The organism is Rahnella victoriana, from assembly GCF_004330295.1.
Lineage (GTDB): Bacteria > Pseudomonadota > Gammaproteobacteria > Enterobacterales > Enterobacteriaceae > Rahnella > Rahnella victoriana.
Map to the genome: position 1 here is coordinate 16,490 of NZ_SJOJ01000013.1, position 20,087 is coordinate 36,576.

The window sequence follows — 20,087 nt, forward strand, 5'->3', positions numbered from 1 at the left end:
GATATTTTTATTTAAATCAGGACTTTTATTAAATTCAATATATTGCGCCGCAGGATAAAGATTATTTGACTAAAAAGCCAACAGATAAAGCGTAGCAGTAACACGGCATCTCCGGCTGATTTCTGCGCTGTCAGCGGCACGATTGTGTGAAACAATAGTAAAAGGATTTTGAGGAAAGCGGCAGGTGACATGAAAACAAAACTGATTACCCGGGAAGGCTACGACAAGCTCAAAACTGAACTGGATTTCCTGTGGCGTGAAGAGCGTCCGGAAGTGACCAAAAAGGTCACCTGGGCCGCCAGTCTGGGCGACCGCAGCGAAAATGCCGACTACCAGTACAACAAAAAGCGGCTGCGTGAAATCGATCGCCGCGTGCGTTACCTGACGAAATGTCTGGAGCAATTGCGCATCGTCGATTACTCGCCGCAACAGGACGGTAAAGTGTTCTTCGGGGCGTGGGTCGAAGTGGAAAACGACGACGGCGACATCAAGCGTTTCCGCATTGTCGGTTACGATGAAATCTTTGGCCGCAAGGATTACATTTCTATCGACTCGCCGATGGCACGCGCGCTGCTGAAAAAAGAAGTCGGCGACAGCCTGATTGTCACCACGCCGGTCGGCGACGCGACCTGGTACGTCAATGACATTGAATACGTTAAATGATCAGCTAACTCTCAAAACACGCGGGCGTTCGGCCTGATGACTGGCATTTTTGGTCTTCAAACCGTATAACTGTGCCCCTGCTTTTTACAGCCAATTAAACAGATAACAGACCTATGAATGATCAACTGAGCCGCATTATCGCAAGTGAATTGCAGGTTCGCCCGGAGCAGGTTGCTTCCGTGGTGCGTCTGCTGGATGAAGGTAATACCGTGCCCTTTATTGCGCGGTATCGTAAGGAAGTCACCGGTGGGTTGGATGATACCCAGCTGCGTCAGTTGGACACCCGTCTGGGTTATCTGCGGGAGCTGGAAGACCGCCGCCAGACCATCCTCAAATCCATCGAAGAACAGGGCAAACTCAGCGACGATCTGGCGAAAGCCATCAACACCACGCTGAGCAAAACCGAGCTGGAAGACCTGTATCTGCCGTTTAAACCGAAGCGCCGCACCCGTGGTCAGATCGCTATCGAAGCCGGTCTGGAACCGCTGGCCGAACTGCTGTGGAACGATCCGCAAAACGAGCCGGAAGCGACCGCTGCCACATTCGTTGATGCCGGTAAAGGCGTGGCCGATACCAAAGCGGCGCTGGATGGCGCGCGCTACATTCTGATGGAACGCTTTGCCGAAGATGCATCGCTGCTGGCGAAAGTCCGTGATTATCTGTGGAAAAATGCCCATCTCACTTCCCGCATGGTGGAAGGCAAAGAGCAGGAAGGCGCGAAATTCCGCGACTATTTCGATCACCACGAACCGATTTCTCAGGTGCCATCGCACCGTGCGCTGGCGATGTTCCGTGGCCGCAACGAAGGCGTATTGCAGCTGGCGCTGAATGCCGATCCGCAGCACGATGAGCCGCCGAAAGAGAGTTATGCCGAACAGCTGATCATTGATCATCTGGGTCTGCGTCTGAACAACGCGCCTGCCGACGTCTGGCGTCGTGCGGTGGTTAACTGGACGTGGCGCATTAAAGTATTGCTGCACCTCGAAACTGAGCTGATGGGCACCGTGCGCGAACGCGCCGAAGATGAAGCGATTAACGTCTTTGCCCGCAACATGCATGATCTGCTGATGGCCGCACCGGCCGGTATGCGCGCCACCATGGGCCTCGATCCGGGTTTACGTACCGGTGTGAAAGTCGCCGTTGTGGATAACACCGGCAAACTGGTGGATATCGATACCGTTTATCCCCATACCGGTCAGTCCGCGAAAGCCGCGCAACAGGTTGCTGCACTGTGCATCAAACATAACGTCGAACTGGTGGCGATCGGGAACGGTACGGCGTCCCGCGAAACCGAGCGTTTCTTCCTCGAACTGCAAAAACAGTTCCCGGCGGTAAAAGCGCAGAAAGTGATTGTCAGTGAAGCCGGTGCGTCGGTGTATTCCGCGTCCGAACTGGCGGCGCTGGAATTCCCGGATCTGGATGTGTCCATTCGTGGTGCCGTTTCCATTGCGCGTCGCTTGCAGGATCCGCTGGCCGAGCTGGTGAAAATCGACCCGAAATCTATCGGTGTCGGCCAGTATCAGCACGATGTCAGTCAGTCTCAGCTGGCGAAAAAACTCGATACCGTGGTGGAAGACTGCGTAAACGCCGTCGGCGTGGATCTGAATACCGCGTCTGTTCCGCTGCTGACCCGCGTGGCCGGTCTGACCCGCATGATGGCGCAGAATATCGTTAACTGGCGTGACGAAAACGGCCAGTTCCGCAATCGCGAACAGTTGCTGAAAGTCAGCCGTCTGGGGCCGAAAGCCTTTGAACAATGCGCGGGCTTCCTGCGTATCAACCACGGCGACAACCCGCTCGACGCCTCCACGGTTCACCCGGAAACCTATCCGGTGGTCGAACGCATTCTGGCTGCGACGCAGCTGGCGCTGAAAGAACTGATGGGCGATTCGAATGTGCTGCGCGGCCTGAAAGCCAGTGAATTCACGGACGAACAGTTCGGCATGCCGACGGTCACCGACATCATCAAAGAGCTGGAAAAACCGGGGCACGATCCGCGTCCTGAGTTCAAAACCGCGACCTTTGCCGAAGGTGTCGAAACCATGAATGACCTGATGCCTGGCATGATCCTCGAAGGCTCGGTCACCAACGTCACTAACTTCGGCGCGTTTGTGGATATCGGCGTGCATCAGGACGGTCTGGTTCATATCTCGTCACTGGCGAACAAGTTCGTGGAAGACCCGCATACCGTGGTGAAAGCCGGCGATATCGTCAAAGTCAAAGTGATGGAAGTCGATCTGCAACGCAAACGTATCGCGCTGACCATGCGACTGGATGAGCAGCCGGGCGAAGCGCCAGCCCGCCGTTCTTCCGCGCCAGCGTCAGATGCCCGCGACAACCAGAAACGCCATTCGCCGAACAAACCTGCGGGCCGCAATGCCGCGCCAGCAGGCAATAACGCCATGGCGGATGCGCTGGCGGCTGCCCTCGGCAAAAAACGCTAATTTTTGTTTTTCCCTCCGCGTTATGAAAGCCGCTGAAAATCAGCGGCTTGTTTTATGTATCTTTTTTCGACACTTTTTAAACTCTATCCTAATGAATCAATCACTGAGGTAAATCAATAAATCGGGGCTTTGGCAGGCATAGGATAGCGTCGCGGTGGAGATACCCGCGAAGAGGTTCGCCTCTTCTCTTTTGTCTCACTACGCGTACTAATTATGATAACTATTTTCGTTTGTACTTCTTTGCGTATTCACTACGCCGCCAGCCACAGGCCGGCAATTTCGCACCAGGGACAATTTCTGAGCAATAATTTTAGCCACATATATCGCCAGCCAGCGACATCACCGGGCAGGGACGCACGGCGCACAATATCCAGGCGCCGTCACCCTTAATGCCTGATCGCCTCGCGAGGAACTATGCAACTTCAATCAAAACGTGCTTATAAAATTACCGGCTTTTCACACGAAATCAGCCCGGCCTACCGTCAGAAACTGCTGTCACTCGGGATGCTACCGGGGTCCTTTTTTAACATCATCCGCGTTGCGCCGATGGGCGATCCGGTACAAATCGAAACCCGCCGCACCAGTCTCGTCGTCCGCAGAAAAGACCTCGATCTCCTCCAGCTCGAGATGCTGGCCTGATCCTCACATCAGGCCTTTGGCAGTTCATTTTTTGGGGCAGCCCTTTGGCTTGCCTGTTTACCCTTTCTGACACGTAGACTTTATCGTATGAAACCATTAACGATCGGCCTGATTGGTAATCCCAATTCAGGCAAGACCACACTCTTCAATCAGTTAACAGGTTCCCGCCAGCGTGTAGGTAACTGGGCCGGTGTCACGGTCGAGCGCAAAGAAGGCCAGTTCGCTACCGCAGAGCATCAGATTACGCTGGTGGATTTACCGGGCACCTATTCCCTGACCACCATTTCCGAGCAAACCTCGCTCGATGAGCAAATTGCCTGCCATTACATTCTGAGCGGCGACGCAGATCTGATGATCAACGTGGTGGATGCCTCAAACCTTGAGCGCAATCTGTACCTGACTCTGCAACTGCTCGAGCTGGGCGTGCCCTGTATCGTGGCGCTGAACATGCTCGATATCGCCAAAATCCAGAACATCCATATTGATATCCCGGCGCTGTCAGCGCGGCTGGGTTGCCCTGTCGTGCCGCTGATTTCTACCCGCGCCAGCGGCATCAAAGAGCTGAAAGCCGCCATCGACCCGTTGCCGCAAGTGGCCGCGCTGGAACGGGTGAAATATCACCCGGTGCTGCAACAGGAAGTGGATGTGCTGGCCGCTGACATGCCGCAAGACATGACGCTGCAACAGCGCCGCTGGCTGGCGCTGCAAATTCTGGAAGGGGATATTTACAGCCAGACGCATGCGGGCAAAGCGCAGGCACTTCTGCCCGAGGTGAAAGCCCGGCTGACTGAGCAGAAGCTGGAAGACCCGGCGCTGCTGATTGCCGACGCGCGTTATCAGAGCATTGCGGCGCTTTGCGCAGACGTCAGTAACTCGCACCTCACCGCACCGAACAAACTGACGCAGGCGCTGGACCGCGTGATCCTCAACCGTTTCCTCGGCGTGCCGATCTTCCTGTTGGTGATGTATCTGATGTTCGTGCTGGCGATCAATATCGGCGGTGCACTGCAACCGATTTTCGATATCGGCTCAGCCGCGATTTTCATTCAGGGGATGCAGTGGATTGGTTTTACCCTGCACTTCCCGCAGTGGCTGACCATTTTCCTGGCGCAGGGCATTGGCGGCGGGATCAACACTGTCCTGCCGCTGGTGCCACAAATCGGCATGATGTATCTGTTCCTGTCCTTCCTTGAAGACTCCGGTTATATGGCGCGCGCCGCGTTCGTGATGGACCGCCTGATGCAGTCCCTCGGTCTGCCGGGTAAATCCTTCGTGCCGCTGATCGTCGGCTTCGGCTGTAACGTGCCGTCCATTATGGGTGCCCGTACGCTGGATGCGCCGCGCGAACGTCTGATCACTGTAATGATGGCGCCGTTTATGTCCTGCGGCGCACGGCTGGCGATTTTCGCGGTATTCTCCGCGGCCTTCTTCGGGCAGAAAGGCGCGTCCGTGGTGTTCTCGCTGTATCTGCTGGGTATCGTGGTCGCCATCCTGACCGGCCTGCTGCTGAAATACACCATCATGCGCGGCGAAGCCTCTCCGTTTGTGATGGAACTGCCGGTTTATCACGTTCCGCACCTGAAAAGCCTGCTGCTGCAAACCTGGCAACGCCTGAAAGGCTTCGTGCTGCGTGCCGGTAAGGTGATCGTTGTCGCCAGTATTTTCATCGGCGCACTGAACAGCTTCTCGTTCAGCGGCAAGGCCGTGGATAACATCAATGACTCGGCGCTGGCGTCGGTCAGTAAAGTGCTGACACCGGTGCTGTCGCCGATGGGCGTCCATTCTGACAACTGGCAGGCGACTGTCGGTCTGGTGACCGGTGCGATGGCGAAAGAAGTGGTGGTCGGTACGCTGAACACCCTGTACACCGCCGAACATATCCATAATGAAGCGTTCGATGCCGCCAGTTTCAACCTGTTCGATGAACTGGGTGGCGCGGTAAATGAAACCTGGCAGGGCCTGAAAGACACCTTCAGCCTCAGCGTGCTGTCGAACCCGATCGAAGCCAGCAAAGGTGACGGCGAAATGGGCGTCAGCTCGATGGGCGTGATGAGCACCAAATTTGGCTCGGCGGTTTCAGCTTACAGCTACCTGATCTTCGTGCTGCTTTACGTGCCTTGCGTCTCGGTGATGGGGGCGATTGCCCGTGAAACCAGCCGCAGCTGGATGACATTCTCCATCTTCTGGGGGCTGAATGTAGCGTACTCGCTGGCCACGCTGTTCTATCAGGCGGCGACGTTCAGCAGCCATCCGGCTCACAGCGCGGGCATTATCCTTTGCGTGCTGATTTTCAATGCCATCATCCTGACTGCCCTGCGCAAAGCCCGCAGCCGGGTTAGTGTTCACCTGCAACCGCGTAATGTGGCGGCCTGTTGTGAACCCGCCACCGGCAGCGACTGCCATTAGGAGATGCGATGACCAGTCTGATTCAGGTGCGCGACAGTCTTGCACTGGCCGGATGGGCCGATGCCCGCCAGCTCAGCCAGCAGCTTAACGCGCCACAACCGCTGGTGCAGGCGATGCTTGAACGGCTGGTCGCCATGCGCAAAGCCGAAGTGATCGACGCCGATGACAGCTGTCTGAGCGGCAGCTGTAAAAGCTGCGCCGACGGTAAAAAGTGCCTCACGGTCAGCTATCAGCTGACGCAACACTGAACCCACGCCTTTCATGATAGCCGCGTCGCGGCTATCATCACTCCTCGTTTACGCGCCGCAGGAGCCTGCATGATCGACAGTGAAATTACCTTCCGTAAACTCGAAATTTTTCTCGCTTACATGGAAAAGCAAAATATCACCCGCGCAGCCGAGCAACTCGGTCTGAGCAGCGTCAGCGTGCATCGCGCCCTGCATTCGCTGGAAGAAGGTTTGCGTTGTCCGCTGTTTATCCATCGTGGCCGTAACCTGCTGCCGTTGCCCGCCGCCGAAGCGTTGCTGGAGCACGCCACGCAGGTGATTGAGCAAATGGAACACGGCATTCTGGCGACCCAGCGCGCCGCCGGGTTTGGTGATAAGCGCCTGAAAGTCGGCACCTTATATTCGCTGACACTGGAAACCATTCCGCGCCTGATCATGGGACTGAAACTGCGCCGTCCGGAGCTTGAACTGGAACTGGTGATGGGGTCGAATAATGATTTGCTGCACAAGCTGGAAGACGGTCAGCTGGATGCCATCCTGATTTCGACCAGCGATTCGACCGTCGATGCCCAGCGTTACGATCAACTGCCGCTGTTTCAGGATGATATTTTTCTTGCCGCACCGGCCAGTGCAGAGCTGGCGTCAGAAGGCACCGCAGATTTACGTGATTTCAAACAGAAGAAGTTCGTGTCGCTGGCCGAAGGATTCGCCACCTATCACGGCTTTCAGGAAGCCTTTCAGGTGGCCGGTTTCGAGCCGGATATCGTGACGCGGGTGAACGATATTTTCTCAATGCTGAGTCTGGTACAGGCGGGTGTCGGTTACACGCTGATCCCCGGCAGGATGAAAGGCGTGTATGAAAATACGGTGAAGTTACTGCCCCTGGCCGAAGCCTACCAGATGCGCCAGACCATCTCGCTGGTCTTCCCGCACAGCCGCGAGCACGATCCGAACCTGCTCGCCCTCGCCGCTGAAAGCCGGATGTATGCGCTAGCGAGCAGAAAGCGCTGACAGATGCTCGCTGTTTTGCGCAATCAACACCACCGGCCAGTGCGTTTTATCAGGATGGTGACTCCAGATGGCAGATTCCGGAATGCTGACACCGTCATAACGCATTTTTGATCCATCATAAGGGTAAAACTGCCCTTTCTCTGTATCAAGTACGAAAACCAGTAAGCCTGCAGAATCCTGCGCCAGACGTTTCCACAGGGCACGCCCGCCAGTGTACTGGTCATTATCGCTCATCAATGTGAGATGCTTTTTCACAACCAGCGTCTCATACAACAACGTCGCTAAACGGTAATCCCGCATACCGGGATTCACCACAATGCCTTCAACCTGAAACGCTTTATCGTCTTCCCAGAACTGACGCACTTCGAGCAGTTCATCGCTCTTTTCCCTGCGGGCAAGTTCCAGCGTTGCCACCACGTGGTGTCGGTTTTCACCCCGGTTATCGGTTCGGGTTTGCGCTTCAGCAATGGCGATAAAGGGGATTTTTTCATCATAGATGACCAACATATCAATGTTGTTGAAACGTATTTCATCAATGATTTCAAACCGTCTGGACAGAGTGGCCGGACTGTACGATCTTTCAAGCACGATCATTTGCGAATCCCCGCGAATTAAAACTGGCATGATATCCCTTCAATCAGAGTGGTTGGACAATAGCACGCTGCGCAAGAATCAAACAAAAATGATTGCGCATTGTTCCTTCATCACCAACCTATCATGCCTTTAATCAACGTTCGTTTTCCCGTAACCGTGTTGCGAGACGTGCCGCAACCTGCATGCCGGACTGGCATAAAGACAACGCTTCGCCCTGCTCCATCGCACGGCGGGTCAGGCCGGTCAGCACCGCGCCAGGGGGCATTTCAATCGCCAGCCGGACATCGCGCTGGTAGGCCGCCACCATCGCGTCCCGCCAGTTGACGGTGCGCGCCATGTTCATCGCCAGATCGTCGGCGATTTTCTCAGGCTGCCAGTAAACACGCCCCGTTGTTCCGCTGAGATAGCCGCAGGCCGGACGGGAAATGGGGATCTGTTTAAACGCCTCCACCAGTTTTGCCGCAGGCTCATCGAGCAGGGCGCAATGTGACGGCACGCTGACCGCCAGCTGATGCGTTTTCTGCGCCCCCAGCCCTTTCGCAAGTTGCATCACCTGCGCCATCGCGGCGTCGCTGCCCGCAATCACCAGCTGGTCTTCGGCGTTAATATTCGCCAGATACACCGGCGATGTGGCGCTGTTGACCTGCGCCACCAGCGCTTCAACCTGCATCTGACGCAGTCCGGTGATCGCCGACAGGCCAAAGCCCTGCGGATACGCCTGTTGCATCAGTTCACCGCGCAGGGCAACCAGACGCACGGCATCATCAAAGTCGAGGGCACCGGCAATCACTGCGGCAGGAAACGCGCCAATGGACAGCCCGCTGCAAAAATCTGCCTCAATCCCTGCGGCCTGACATTGTTTCGCCCAGACCACACCGGCAATCAGCAAACACAGTTGTACCGCGCGGGTGGATCGTAAGGCATCGGCGGTGTCGAGCAGCAGAACGTTTTCGCCGAGGGCGCGACTGGCCTGTCCGATGAGGGAATGCGTAAGCGGATTATCCGGCAGGCGATGCAGCATCTGCGGCACCTGCGGCCCTTGTCCGGGGAAGGTAAATAAGATTTTCATCGTGCTCCTTGCTTCTTTTTGCAGGCATCAGCCTGCAGGCGATTGCCACGGGTCACGCACCAGCACCGGGCCGGACGCCGTTTTCAGCATGATGTCACCGCCGCGCAGCCATTCGCTGAGGGCAAATCCCCCCTGCGGCGTCGTGATCTGAACGTCGGCGCGGCAGGGAAGCCGCTGAAGCTGGTCGTAAAAATCAGAAAACTGAGAAGGATCCGCCGGTGCGTCGCAGCGCACCAGTAAATCGAGATCGCTGTCGGCGTGCATGACCGGCAGGTCACTGGCCAGCGCGTAGGCGCAACTGCCCGTCACGCCCCACGGGAAAGGCAGTTGCAGACTGCATAACGTAATCAGCGCCTGCACCGGTTGCTGTGACACAAACGGAGAGTGCAAAAGCGCATTCACGTCGCTGACCAGTGATTCCGGTGTGACGACCCGCACCACCGCCGCCGGGCTGACCCAGGCGGCGGCACGCTGAATGCGGGTCATGCCGCGAATGCCCACCGGAACTGCGCCGTCAGCCCGCTGGTCACGACGCACCACCAGCGGCAGCGAACTGCGCCAGCCGGTGTTCACCCACGCGGGTAATTCATCGTCGCTTTGCAGCGCGGAGCGGTCACGGATCCAGACAAAATCATGGGCACGCGGGTCACACATATTCAATCCTTTTAAATCAATGCAATGCAGCGGTCAGTGAGATAAACAGCGGCAAGGTCACGATGCACAACACGGAACTGATCAGCAGTGACGCTTCGGCATCGGGAGACTGCACACCAAAACGGTTACCGAACACGATACCGAAGAAACCGGCAGACAGTGCAATCATCAGGATAGCGGTCACCGCCACCTGACCACTCAGGCCAAAGGCCAGCACCAGACCCCAGGCGATAAACGGCTGGATCAGGTTTTTCGCCACACAAGACAACAACACCGGACCGTTAATTTTCAGTTTACGGGCTGACAGGATCACACCAGTCAGGAACAGCGCAGACGCGGTCGCTGACAGACCCAGCGGCTTTATCGATGCCAGGAAAATTTCCGGCATTTTAATGCCAATCGCTGACAGGATCACGCCCAGCAACGGTGCCCAGACGATCGGTTTTTTCACTGAACGCCACATCAGCACCGGCAGCAGTGCCAGAGAAGACCCCTGATTTTCGCCACTGAGACGCGCTTTTTCACGCTCCAGGATCAGCAGGCAGAACGGCGTCATCAGCACGGAACCGCAGGCGATAGACACCGCGACGGACAGTGACGTTGACGGCGCATCGCCCATTACGCTGCTCAGAATAGGCAAGCCCAGTGCCGCATAGTTTGGCAGTGCCACGGTCAGCGTCAGCACAGCCGCATCCTGCGGAGACTTTTTGAAGACTTTAGTGCAAATAAAGTAAATCGCCGCGTAGGTGATCCACATCGCCAGAACCAGCACCAGAATCAGCGGCGACTGTTCCACAATGCCCGCCCACGGGGTTTGTACGGTTGCTGCAAACAGCGCAGCGGGTAAAGCAAAATCCATCACGAAAATATTCAGTAAAGAGACATTCTGGTTATCCACCATTTTCGCTTTCCCGGCATAAAAACCGAGGATCATGATGACGAAAATAGGGGCAAGCGCGTGCAATATTACGTAAGTCATAGCGTTTTTCCTGAGGCAAAAAATGAATGCTCAGTCGGCGCCGGTGCGATGGTTTTTTTAGTATGACAGTCCAGTTGCAGACAACAGCAGGCCCTCGCCCGGACGGTATGTCAGGGCGGGAACCCGCAATGCGGCTGCGTCACGCTGTTTGCAGGTGCGTTACCGGTTGAGACTGAAAGTGTTAACGAATTACCATTCCTGACGCATCTGCTGGCGAACGCGCTGCGAACTTGCGCGGTTTTCCGCACCCAGACGGTTGCTGAGGCTAACGCCTTCTTTGCGTGCGTCCTGGATGTTTTGCCAGACAGCGTTTTCTACGCTGCTGATGTCATCGGGTGTTGCCTTGTCCGGGTCAGCGATGTCGAGTAATTGCGACAGCAGCCCAAGCGTGGCGTAGTTTTCGATGTCATAAGCCATCGGAGGAATGGTGGCAGCCAGTTTTTCCAGCGCGTCCACAGAACGTAAGGTGATACGTGCGGCGGATTCTTTCCCCATCGCGTGGATCATCACGCCGTTGTTTTTGAAGGCGATCAGTTTGTTGGCCTGATACCCGTGCGCCAGAAACGCACCGGACATCGCTTTGCCGACAATCAGCCCGACCACCGGATGCCCGGCCAGACGCGCTTTGGCGTAAGCGCCTGCGGCACCGGCCAGCGCCTGATGGATACCGAATGCTTCTTCGCGACGACCGTATGCCTGACTTGGCACGTCAATCACTGCCACGATGGCGCGTTTGGTGCTGGCATCAGCGTCGGCATCAATGACGTCGTTGACGACTTTCGCCAGATTCCAGCCTTCGAGCAGACCGACTTCACCGCCCGCTGCACGCGGATACTGGTTATTTTTGTCCGGCACCACGGCGATGAAACGCACAGGCTGGTCATTCATTTTGCCGTCCGCCGCTTTCACGGAAGGGCAAAGACCGGCAACCGGTGTGGCGTCTTTGGTCAGTTCAGCGAACCAGTAATCACCCCGGCTGACTGCGTTGTTATTTACGTTGCTCATGCGCGATCCTCCCGGTTAAACAAGGCTTCCGTGACTTCACGGCTGGCCTGCTGCGCGGTGTCAAAACCGGTCAGTTTTGGCAGGTAATACTCATAGTTATCCGAACGATGGGTCGCCGGAACGCCTTTTTTGATGAAGGCCAGCATGCTGTCTTTCACTTCAGCGAGGGAATCTTTCACCAGCGCATCGACAAAACCGCTGTGATAACGCACTTCGCCACCGGTCATGCTCCAGATAAACGGACGGTCGCGGGAATCGTATTCATCGATACCGGCTTCCTGTTCGATCACCTGTGGACCGTTCAGCCCCAGACGCGCTTCACGGGTGACAATCAGATAGCTGCACAGTGCGGCGGCGATCGACATCCCGCCAAAGCAACCGACAGTACCGGCAACCACGCCGATCACCGGTGTATAGCGGCGTAAATCCACAATCGCGGCGTGAATGTCAGCGATCGCGGCAAGGCCCAGATTGGCTTCCTGCAAACGCACGCCACCGGTTTCCAGCAGCAGAACGGCCTGCGTCGGGATACCGTTGCGGTTGTCTTCTGCGGCCATTTCCAGCGCAGCGGCCATTTTGGCGCCGGACACTTCGCCCATGCTGCCGCCCTGGAAGCTGCCTTCGATCGCCACAACAACAGCGGGCTGGCCGTTAATCTGGCCTTTCGCCACCACCATGCCGTCATCGGCCTGCGGCACGATGCCTTGCGGTTCCAGCCACGGTGACTGGATGCGTTCGAACGGCCCGAGCAGTTCGCGGAAAGTCCCTGCGTCCAGCAATTTGCGGGCGCGCTGGCGCGCATTCAGTTCAATAAAGCTCTGATCCTGAACGGAAGTATCAGTTGGCATGTTCAGCCTCCTCAAAGACCTGTTCGATACGCAGACGGGCAACCCCGGGTGTGGCGCCAAAATCGTTAATGTCGAGACGCCCGGCCGGTAATTCACGCAGCGCGTTCAGACGGTCGAAAAAGTGCTGCCACAGGCTGTGACTGCCGTCGACGGACGTGGTCACGGTAATGTTCAGCGCACGGGTTGTTTGTGGTTCATACAGCGCTTCTAAATCGCCGGAACCTACCACACCCGCCTGGGCGTGATCTGCCAGCGGTTTGGCCGCCGGGTAAGAAAATTCAAAACGTTCCATAACACCTCTTTGTCCTGATGTTAGTTAATTCGTGTCCGGTTCAGGCCACGCTGACGCGGTCAAGGAACAGCGTCGCGGCCAGTAAATCGGCAGCGCCTCCGGGCGATACGTTATCGGCCAGCATGCGGTATTCGAGATGGCGTAACAGTTGTTTGCCCGCCATGGTTCTCATTCCGCCGGCTTCGAGCACGGCCTGCGCGCCCTGATGCATGGCCTCCAGCGCCGGCAACCCGCCGCGCGATAACACGCAGGTATCGGCCAGTGTGGTCATCACCGCCAGTAAGGCATCGACCTGCGCTTCGCTTTCGCTCGCGCCACGTGCCCGGCTGTGATGAAGCTGTGGCAGCGCACCACCGATAATGTGCGGGAAACCGCTTTGTGCCTCTTCGCGTGCACCCGGCACCTGATAGCGCTGCACGGCGTGCGAACCTTTACTGAATTTTTTCGGGCTGAAAGCGTCGGGCAACGCCGCAATTTTCGCGGCGCGCTGCGCAATATGCATCGGCAGTAATTTTTCCGGCTGCATGGCGACGGCGCTGACCAGCAACCCCATCGCCCAGATAGCGCCCCGGTGAGTATTCACTCCGCCGGTTTCCGCCATCATCTGCGCTTCTCCCGCGCGGCCTAAACGCCCCACTTCCTGACGCAGGGCGATATCCGCCGGGCGCTGCCAGCTGTGTAAGGCCAGCAAATAGAAGGTGGAGGTCAGGCTGCGCGCCGAACGCACCATCAGATCCAAACTTAAATCCTGATGGGCTCCGGCACTCCGGCTGTCTACCAGCCCCGGTTTCGGGCTAAGCCGCGCTTCGTCGATCAGCGCCTGCGTCGCCGTTTCTGCCAGCCTTTCGGCCAGTTCTTCCGCTGTGAGTACAGCGCCAATCGTTAAAGTCTGCGGCATGGTGATCACCAGCTACGGAATTTGGCGGGCGGGTTATACAAACCGCCGGACCAGTCAACCAGCTCGCTCACGCTGCCTGCCGCCAGTAATGAACGGGTGGCGTCGGTGCGGCGGATGCCCATGTCTTCCGGGAAGACCACCAGTTCCTGACGGCGCAGGTCGGCGACGCGTTTGGCGTCAACGCCCAGACCGATGTCAGTGATACCGGCCACGGCCGCCACCATCGCACGACGTTCTTCGAGAGAACGGGCGCGGTGCAGATAGGCGATGCCTTCTTCGGTCAGCACGTGAGTCACGTCGTCGCCGTAAATCATCACCGGTGCCAGAGGCATACCGGATTCTTTACCCACATCGACGGCTTCGAGTTTCTCAACGAAGGTCGGTTTGCCACCGGCCTGGAAGGTTTCCACCATCTGGACGACCAGCTTTTTACCGCGCGCCATCGGGTCCGGCTCTTCGATCATGTCGAGCCAGGCGGGCGTGGAGTGACGGCGACCGTGCGGGTCATGCCCCATGTTCGGTGCGCCACCGAAACCGGCCAGACGGCCACGGGTCACGGTTGAGGAGTTCGCCAGTCCGTCGACCTGCAAGGTCGAACCGATGAACATGTCCACCGCGTACTGGCCTGCCAGCTGGCAGAACGCACGGTTGGAGCGCATGGAGCCGTCGGAACCGGTGAAGAACACATCGGGACGGGCGCGGATATATTCTTCCATCCCCAGTTCGCCACCGAAGCAGTGCACGGTTTCCACCCAGCCGCTTTCAATCGCCGGGATCAGCGTCGGATGCGGGTTCAGTGTCCAGTGTTTACAGATTTTGCCGCGCAGCCCGAGCTGTTCGCCGTAAGTGGGCAGCAGCAGTTCGATGGCGGCGGTGTTAAAGCCGATGCCGTGGTTCAGCGACTGCACGTTGTGTTTGGCGTAGATGCCTTTGATCGCCATCATCGCCATCAGCACGTGAACCGGTTTAATCAGACGCGGATCACGGGTGAACAACGGTTCGATAAAGAACGGTTTGTCGGCCACCACCACGAAATCGATCCAGTCGCCGGGAATATCCACGCGCGGCAGGTCGGTTTCTTCGTCAACCAGTTCGTTAACCTGCGCAATCACGATGCCGTTTTTAAAGGCTGCGGCTTCGACCAGCGCCGGGGTGTCTTCGGTACTTGCGCCGGTGTACAGGTTACCTTTGCGGTCGGCTTTGAAACCGGCAATCAGGGCAATGTTCGGCACCAGATCGACATAAAGGCGGGAATACAATTCGATATAGGTGTGGATCGCGCCGATTTCCATCTGACCGTCTTCCAGCAGCTGCGCGATACGCAGGCTTTGCGGGCCGGAGAAGGCGAAGTCGAGCTTGCGGGCGATACCGCGTTCGAAGAGATCCAGATGTTCGGCGCGGCTGACGCTCGGCATGATCATATGCAAATCATGCAGCTTTTCAGGGTTCACTTTCGCCAGTGAGCGGGAAAGGAAGTCAGCTTGTTTTTGGTTGTTACCTTCCATCACCACGCGGTCGCCGGAGGCAATCAGCGTTTCGAGGACAGGAATAATTTTATCTGTGGGTAAGACTTTACCCTCGGCCACGGAACGGACACTGTCGATACGCCGTTGTTTTTCATTGCGGCGGGTGTCCCACACTTTCGTGGTCTGCGGATGTTGCGGCATGCCAAACCTCCCTGGGTTGAGCTTGCTGAATCTTTCCCGGCGTGATGAAACAAAGAGGCGTTGGGAAGTTCAGTCAAGTGGCGGTTGCATCACATTTGACCTGTTTTGATAGCCTGCTAAGTGTAGGCAGCGCGGAATTTTCCATCAATTAAGCGCTCTGACAGTTCGTTACTCTGAGAGTAACGATTCGGGCTAATTCATTAAAAACAAGTTGATACAGAACAAAGAAAGAGAGGAAGTGCACAAAAAGCGGGAAATAAAAAAGGGATGCACAAAGGCATCCCCGGGTTCAGACCGTCAGAAGAACGATTATTTGAAGACTTCAGCCGACGCACTGATTTTCTTCTTCTCCTGCGCGGCGATAACGACATAGTATTTGCCGCCTTTTTCATCCGCCAGCTTGGACAACTCTTCTTTCGCGTCCATCGGCGCGGTGTATTCGTTAATAGTAGAAACCAGACCCAGGCTGGTGTAACCCTTATCTTTGGCTTCTTGTTTCGAGATCATTTCAGCGGCCATTGCGTTAACTGAGAACAATCCTGCCAGCACGGCAGCAATAATAATTTTGTTTGATTTCATGACAATACCTCTAAATTGGATGAATAATTCTCAAAGAAAGCAGTCAAGATATGAACAATCGGTGCATCTGCGCTGGCATGACCTTCATGGTTAAACACCAGTAAACTCCCCAGAGACGCAAACAGGCAGGCGTAACAACTTACGCGTGCCTTTCACCCCGTCATCATCGGCTTAAGTATTAGTCACCCTTGGAAATTAGCCAGAAAATCGAAAAAAATATTTACATTGATTTTCAGTCTGAAACCAGGAACCGCTCGACAAGCTCACAAAACTTTTCGGGATGGGAGATAAACGGCGCATGTGCCGCTTTATCAATGATTTCAGAACGGGAATGCGGCAGTAAGGCATCCAGCAGCGGCACTATTTTGCGCGGCACCAGTCCGTCCAGCGCGCCGTAAATGCGCAATAGCGGCAGCGTCAGCGTCGTCATGGCCTGGCGTAAATCGACCTGGCGTAAAATCTCCAGCCCGCCGTTCAGCACATCCACGCAAGGCATCGGCTGTCCGAGTACAATGGATTTCAGCAGGCGCGCATCCTGACGTGCGCTGTTGCTGCCGAGCGTTTGCAGGGCCAGAAAACGCTCGACGGTGCGCTGAAAATCTTCACTCAGCTGATGCTGGAATCCCTGCAAGACGTCGGGGCGGATCCCCGGCCAGTTTTCCTGCGCGCCAAAGCAGGGCGAGGACGCCACGGTGATCAGCTTTTCGACGCGCTCCGGTGCGCTCAGCGCCACCTGACTGGCGACCAGCCCGCCCAGCGACCAGCCCATCCATGACGCCTTTTCCGGCATCGCCTCCAGCACAATGTCGGCCATTTCCGTCAGGCTCATGGCCGGGAAATCTTCACTGCGACCATAGCCCGGTAAATCCACCAGATGCAGACAAAATTGCGGCGCAAGTCGCTCTGCGGTGTAACGCCACACTTCGGCATTCAGCCCCCATCCGTGAAGCAGCACAAGATGGCGATCTCCTTCGCCGATTGTCTCCCGGTAAAGCGTTTTCATAGCGTATTGTCCGTGTCTGTCTGAATGGCAAAAGGAATCCGCCACTATGCTAACAATTGCCAGCCGCTGTTGGCTATGCCAGTGTCCGCTGCATCTTGCGGTTCAGGGCATTTGCAGTGTGTGCCTGTCACATCTGCCCGTCGCGCCGCCGTGCTGCCCGCGCTGCGGACTGCCCTCTTCCGGCGGTCATCACGACTGCGGGCGCTGCCTGCAAAAACCGCCGCCGTGGGATGCCATGGTTTTCGCCACACCCTATGAGCCGCCGGTCAGCGGGCTGGTGCTACGCCTTAAATCGTCCCGGTTTCCGGAACCGGACACCGCGCTCGCCCGTCTGCTCCTGCTGCGCTGGCTGGAACGCTACCGGGGCAATACCCTGCGCCGCCCCGATGTCATCCTCAGCGTGCCGCTGCACCGGCAACGTTATGCCTGGCGGGGTTTTAATCAGAGTGAATTGCTCGCCAGACCGCTGGCGCGCTGGCTGCATTGTGAGTATCTCCCCGGTGCGTTAAGCCGTGACCGGCAAACGACATCACAGCAAAGCCTGACCGAACGGGAGCGGAAGTGGAATCTGCGCAAGGCGTTTACCTGCCATACCCGCCTGCGCGGTAAACACGTGATGTTGCTCGATGATGTGGTCACCACCGGCAGCACGGTGCGGGAAATCGGTAAAATTCTGCGCAATCAGGGCGTTGCTTCGCTGCAAATCGCCTGTATTTGCCGGACGTTGCAGACATAGGCACGTGCTGCTAACACCAGCGCAACACTGAGGGTGACGGGTAAAAACAAAGGGCGTATTATAACCAACTAGAGTAGTCAACTATTGAGCGAATGTTATGATCCTTATTACCGATGCTGCCCAAGAGCACTTTGCCAAATTGCTGGCAAGCCAGGAAGAAGGCACCCAAATCCGCGTATTCGTGATCAATCCCGGTACGCCAACCGCAGAATGCGGTGTCTCCTATTGCCCACCTGACGCCGTAGAAGCGACGGATACCGAACTGAAGTTCGAGAAACTGTCTGCTTTTATTGATGAATTAAGCGCGCCTTATCTGCAGGACGCGGTGATCGACTTCGTCACCGATCAGCTGGGGTCCCAGCTGACGCTGAAGGCACCGAACGCCAAAATGCGTAAAGTCTCTGACGATGCGCCGCTGATGGAACGTGTTGAATATCAGTTGCAGTCGCAGATTAACCCGCAGTTAGCCAGCCACGGCGGCCGTGTTTCCCTGATGGAAATCACCGACGACGGCATTGCTATCCTGCAATTCGGCGGCGGTTGTAACGGCTGTTCCATGATTGATGTCACCCTGAAAGACGGCATCGAGAAAGAACTGCTGCAAAACTTCCCTGAGCTGAAAGGCGTGCGCGACCTGACCGAACACCAGCGCGGCGAGCACTCGTTCTACTGATCGCCTGAGTACATTTCAGTCTCCATCATCAAGGGTTCAGCACTGCTGAGCCCTTTTTATTGCCTGTTTTCCCCCCTTCCGGATGTGCCCGTGATGGCACAACCAGACCCGCTGTCAGCGCCTGCGGATTGCGCATAAAACAGAGGCAGGGGAAAAGGAATCGTGTAATACAACACGTCTCAGACCTGCTTTTTGCCGCAGGCGTCAGGCACGGAACACACACTTCCCCGGATGTCATTTCTAAGGAAATCACTGTCTGTCCGGAGTCTGTTATGAAAAAAATCTTACGCGTTTTAGTGCCTCTCGCAGGTCTGTTCGCCCTGACACCGCTGGCGTCTCATGCGGCGTCCGGCCAGTCGAACGTCTCCTGTTCCTACAGTCACACGCTGGGCGACGATGCCATTCTGATGTTTGGTATGCCCAATCATGCGATGCTCCACGACTTCTTCGGTAACACCAGCACGGATGCGTATTCCACCTACGATACGTTGCAGGCAAAACCGGAAACTACCTGTGACAATAAGGCGGACTCCACCGCCTATTGGGCACCGACCATGAAACTGCCTACAGGCGAAGTGGTGAAGCCGTCGTATCAGAAAACCTACTATCAGGCCAACTCGGTAGAAAAGTATCCGCTGACGCCTTTCCCAAAGGGGTTACAGTTGCTGGCCGGGGATCACGTGGGCACCGGCCCCAATCCGCACGTAAGCTTCTTGTGTGCCAATGGCAACGGCTACACAAACACCGCCGATCAGGTCTGTGGTTTGCGCTCAGGCGGGGATGCCGTGCAGTTCAACATCGGCATTAACTTCCCCAACTGCTGGGACGGTGTTCATCTGAAACCTGAGAAGGGTGTGGCGAACGCCACATATGACTCAAACAATGTCTGTCCTGCGGCTTTTCCGGTGAAAATACCTAAGGTCAACATGAACATTGCCTACGTGTTGCCGCAGATCACCTCACTGGATACCAGCAAAATACAGCTTTCGCTGGACCCTGAAATGGTCGGTGATCAACGCATCGAGAAGTGGGGCAGCATTTATACAGCCCATGCGGATTTCGTGAATGGCTGGCCTGAACAGTCAGCGAAATACATGACCGACTTGTGCATGAATCTGGCTTTCGATTGCAGTAACACCATCCCTTACAGCTACGAGCCGGCACTGGAAGACACGGTTGTCAGCAGTACCAACAGCAGCACCAATTACGGCAGCAGCACATTGCTGACCGCCAGCGACAACTGGAAAAACGGCGGCCATGCCAGCAATCCGGAAAGCCTGATCCTGTTTAAGTTTAAAATTCCTGCACTGCCGGAAGCCATCCCGGCCTCTGAAGAGGGATTATTCGTCTACCGTCTGCGGGTGTTTGGTGGCAATGCTGCTTCAACTGCCACCGGTAGATTATATGCCTACAACACCTCAACAGACTGGGATGGCAAAACAGTGAACTGGGATAACCATCCGGCAACGGATTACCAGTCCGCAGGATCAGTCTCGATGAACAATAATCATCAGTATCGCGATATTACTGTGGATACGGCGGTCCGACAGGCGCTGGCAGAAGGCAAAACAGAAGTCGCTTTCTACCTCGGCGGTGATCAGAACGGCGGGACGTACACCTTCGATTCCACCGAAACCAACCATCCACCGTTGCTGATCGTGAAAGGCTACAAGGCGGCAACAGAGAATTAATCACAGCGG

20 protein-coding genes are annotated in these 20,087 nt (G+C 56.3%); 9 read left to right on the forward strand and 11 right to left on the reverse strand.

The genetic code is table 11. The annotated features are described in order from the left end of the window. Positions 1–189 precede the first annotated feature (189 nt). The 6 genes from greB (at position 190) to EYY67_RS12520 (ending at position 7,390) form a co-directional block, all read left to right on the forward strand. On the forward strand, positions 190–663 hold the full coding sequence (greB, locus tag EYY67_RS12495) for a transcription elongation factor GreB (protein ID WP_095923822.1): 474 nt from the start codon (positions 190–192) through the stop codon (positions 661–663). 113 nt (positions 664–776) lie between these two features. Further along, positions 777–3,107: a Tex family protein gene (locus EYY67_RS12500; RefSeq protein ID WP_131693646.1), complete on the forward strand. Its 2,331-nt coding sequence runs from the start codon at positions 777–779 to the stop codon at positions 3,105–3,107. Between the two features lie 414 nt (positions 3,108–3,521). Then, on the forward strand, positions 3,522–3,746 hold the full coding sequence (gene feoA, locus EYY67_RS12505) for a ferrous iron transporter A (protein ID WP_014333518.1): 225 nt from the start codon (positions 3,522–3,524) through the stop codon (positions 3,744–3,746). Between the two features lie 87 nt (positions 3,747–3,833). Then, positions 3,834–6,152 carry a Fe(2+) transporter permease subunit FeoB gene (gene feoB / locus EYY67_RS12510; RefSeq protein WP_131693647.1) on the forward strand — a complete coding sequence of 773 codons (2,319 nt, stop codon included), beginning with the start codon at positions 3,834–3,836 and terminating at the stop codon, positions 6,150–6,152. A gap of 8 nt (positions 6,153–6,160) precedes the next feature. Further along, positions 6,161–6,400 carry a FeoC-like transcriptional regulator gene (locus EYY67_RS12515; RefSeq protein WP_131693648.1) on the forward strand — a complete coding sequence of 80 codons (240 nt, stop codon included), beginning with the start codon at positions 6,161–6,163 and terminating at the stop codon, positions 6,398–6,400. Between the two features lie 69 nt (positions 6,401–6,469). Next, complete coding sequence (locus EYY67_RS12520; protein WP_095923826.1) at positions 6,470–7,390, forward strand: LysR family transcriptional regulator; 921 nt, start codon at positions 6,470–6,472, stop codon at positions 7,388–7,390. Here the strand turns inward: EYY67_RS12520 and EYY67_RS12525 are convergent. The 11 genes from EYY67_RS12525 to bioH all read right to left on the reverse strand — a co-directional run bounded on the left by EYY67_RS12525 (position 7,370) and on the right by bioH (position 16,978). After that, a complete protein-coding gene (locus EYY67_RS12525; protein ID WP_047607976.1) occupies positions 7,370–8,014 on the reverse strand; it encodes a hypothetical protein in 645 nt (214 codons plus the stop codon). The two genes, EYY67_RS12520 and EYY67_RS12525, sit on opposite strands and share 21 nt — an antisense overlap. 103 nt (positions 8,015–8,117) lie before the next feature. Next, positions 8,118–9,053 carry a malonate decarboxylase subunit epsilon gene (gene mdcH, locus EYY67_RS12530; protein ID WP_095923829.1) on the reverse strand — a complete coding sequence of 312 codons (936 nt, stop codon included), beginning with the start codon at positions 9,051–9,053 and terminating at the stop codon, positions 8,118–8,120. Between the two features lie 27 nt (positions 9,054–9,080). Then, the gene (locus EYY67_RS12535) at positions 9,081–9,707 is read right to left on the reverse strand and encodes a malonate decarboxylase holo-ACP synthase (RefSeq protein ID WP_095923830.1); all 627 of its coding nucleotides are present in this window, start codon (positions 9,705–9,707) and stop codon (positions 9,081–9,083) included. Between the two features lie 16 nt (positions 9,708–9,723). Then, positions 9,724–10,686 (reverse strand): AEC family transporter, encoded by a 963-nt coding sequence (locus EYY67_RS12540; protein WP_095923831.1) that lies wholly within the window; start codon positions 10,684–10,686, stop codon positions 9,724–9,726. Positions 10,687–10,875: 189 nt separating this feature from the next. Then, complete coding sequence (gene mdcE, locus EYY67_RS12545; protein ID WP_095923832.1) at positions 10,876–11,691, reverse strand: biotin-independent malonate decarboxylase subunit gamma; 816 nt, start codon at positions 11,689–11,691, stop codon at positions 10,876–10,878. Continuing rightward, a complete protein-coding gene (locus EYY67_RS12550) occupies positions 11,688–12,539 on the reverse strand; it encodes a biotin-independent malonate decarboxylase subunit beta (protein ID WP_095923833.1) in 852 nt (283 codons plus the stop codon). The genes mdcE and EYY67_RS12550 overlap by 4 nt, the downstream gene beginning before the upstream one ends. Next, positions 12,529–12,831: a malonate decarboxylase subunit delta gene (locus EYY67_RS12555; protein WP_095923834.1), complete on the reverse strand. Its 303-nt coding sequence runs from the start codon at positions 12,829–12,831 to the stop codon at positions 12,529–12,531. The genes EYY67_RS12550 and EYY67_RS12555 overlap by 11 nt, the downstream gene beginning before the upstream one ends. A 40-nt stretch (positions 12,832–12,871) precedes the next feature. Next, positions 12,872–13,729 (reverse strand): triphosphoribosyl-dephospho-CoA synthase, encoded by an 858-nt coding sequence (locus EYY67_RS12560; RefSeq protein WP_131693649.1) that lies wholly within the window; start codon positions 13,727–13,729, stop codon positions 12,872–12,874. A gap of 5 nt (positions 13,730–13,734) precedes the next feature. Further along, positions 13,735–15,396 carry a malonate decarboxylase subunit alpha gene (gene mdcA / locus EYY67_RS12565; protein WP_095923836.1) on the reverse strand — a complete coding sequence of 554 codons (1,662 nt, stop codon included), beginning with the start codon at positions 15,394–15,396 and terminating at the stop codon, positions 13,735–13,737. A gap of 309 nt (positions 15,397–15,705) precedes the next feature. Continuing rightward, the gene (locus EYY67_RS12570) at positions 15,706–15,975 is read right to left on the reverse strand and encodes a YdgH/BhsA/McbA-like domain containing protein (protein WP_119825329.1); all 270 of its coding nucleotides are present in this window, start codon (positions 15,973–15,975) and stop codon (positions 15,706–15,708) included. A gap of 232 nt (positions 15,976–16,207) precedes the next feature. Next, a complete protein-coding gene (bioH, locus tag EYY67_RS12575) occupies positions 16,208–16,978 on the reverse strand; it encodes a pimeloyl-ACP methyl ester esterase BioH (protein WP_119825331.1) in 771 nt (256 codons plus the stop codon). Positions 16,979–17,024: 46 nt separating this feature from the next. Between bioH and gntX the strand changes: the two genes are divergently transcribed. From gntX to EYY67_RS12590, 3 genes are all read left to right on the forward strand, one after another. Next, positions 17,025–17,714, forward strand: a complete 690-nt coding sequence (gntX, locus tag EYY67_RS12580) for a DNA utilization protein GntX (protein ID WP_131693650.1) — start codon at positions 17,025–17,027, stop codon at positions 17,712–17,714. 97 nt (positions 17,715–17,811) lie between these two features. Further along, entirely contained in the window at positions 17,812–18,387 is a 576-nt protein-coding gene (gene nfuA, locus EYY67_RS12585) for a Fe-S biogenesis protein NfuA (RefSeq protein ID WP_013573573.1), read from the forward strand. Between the two features lie 272 nt (positions 18,388–18,659). Beyond that, positions 18,660–20,078, forward strand: coding sequence for a CBM96 family carbohydrate-binding protein (locus EYY67_RS12590; RefSeq protein ID WP_119825334.1), 1,419 nt, complete (start codon positions 18,660–18,662; stop codon positions 20,076–20,078). Positions 20,079–20,087 lie beyond the last annotated feature (9 nt).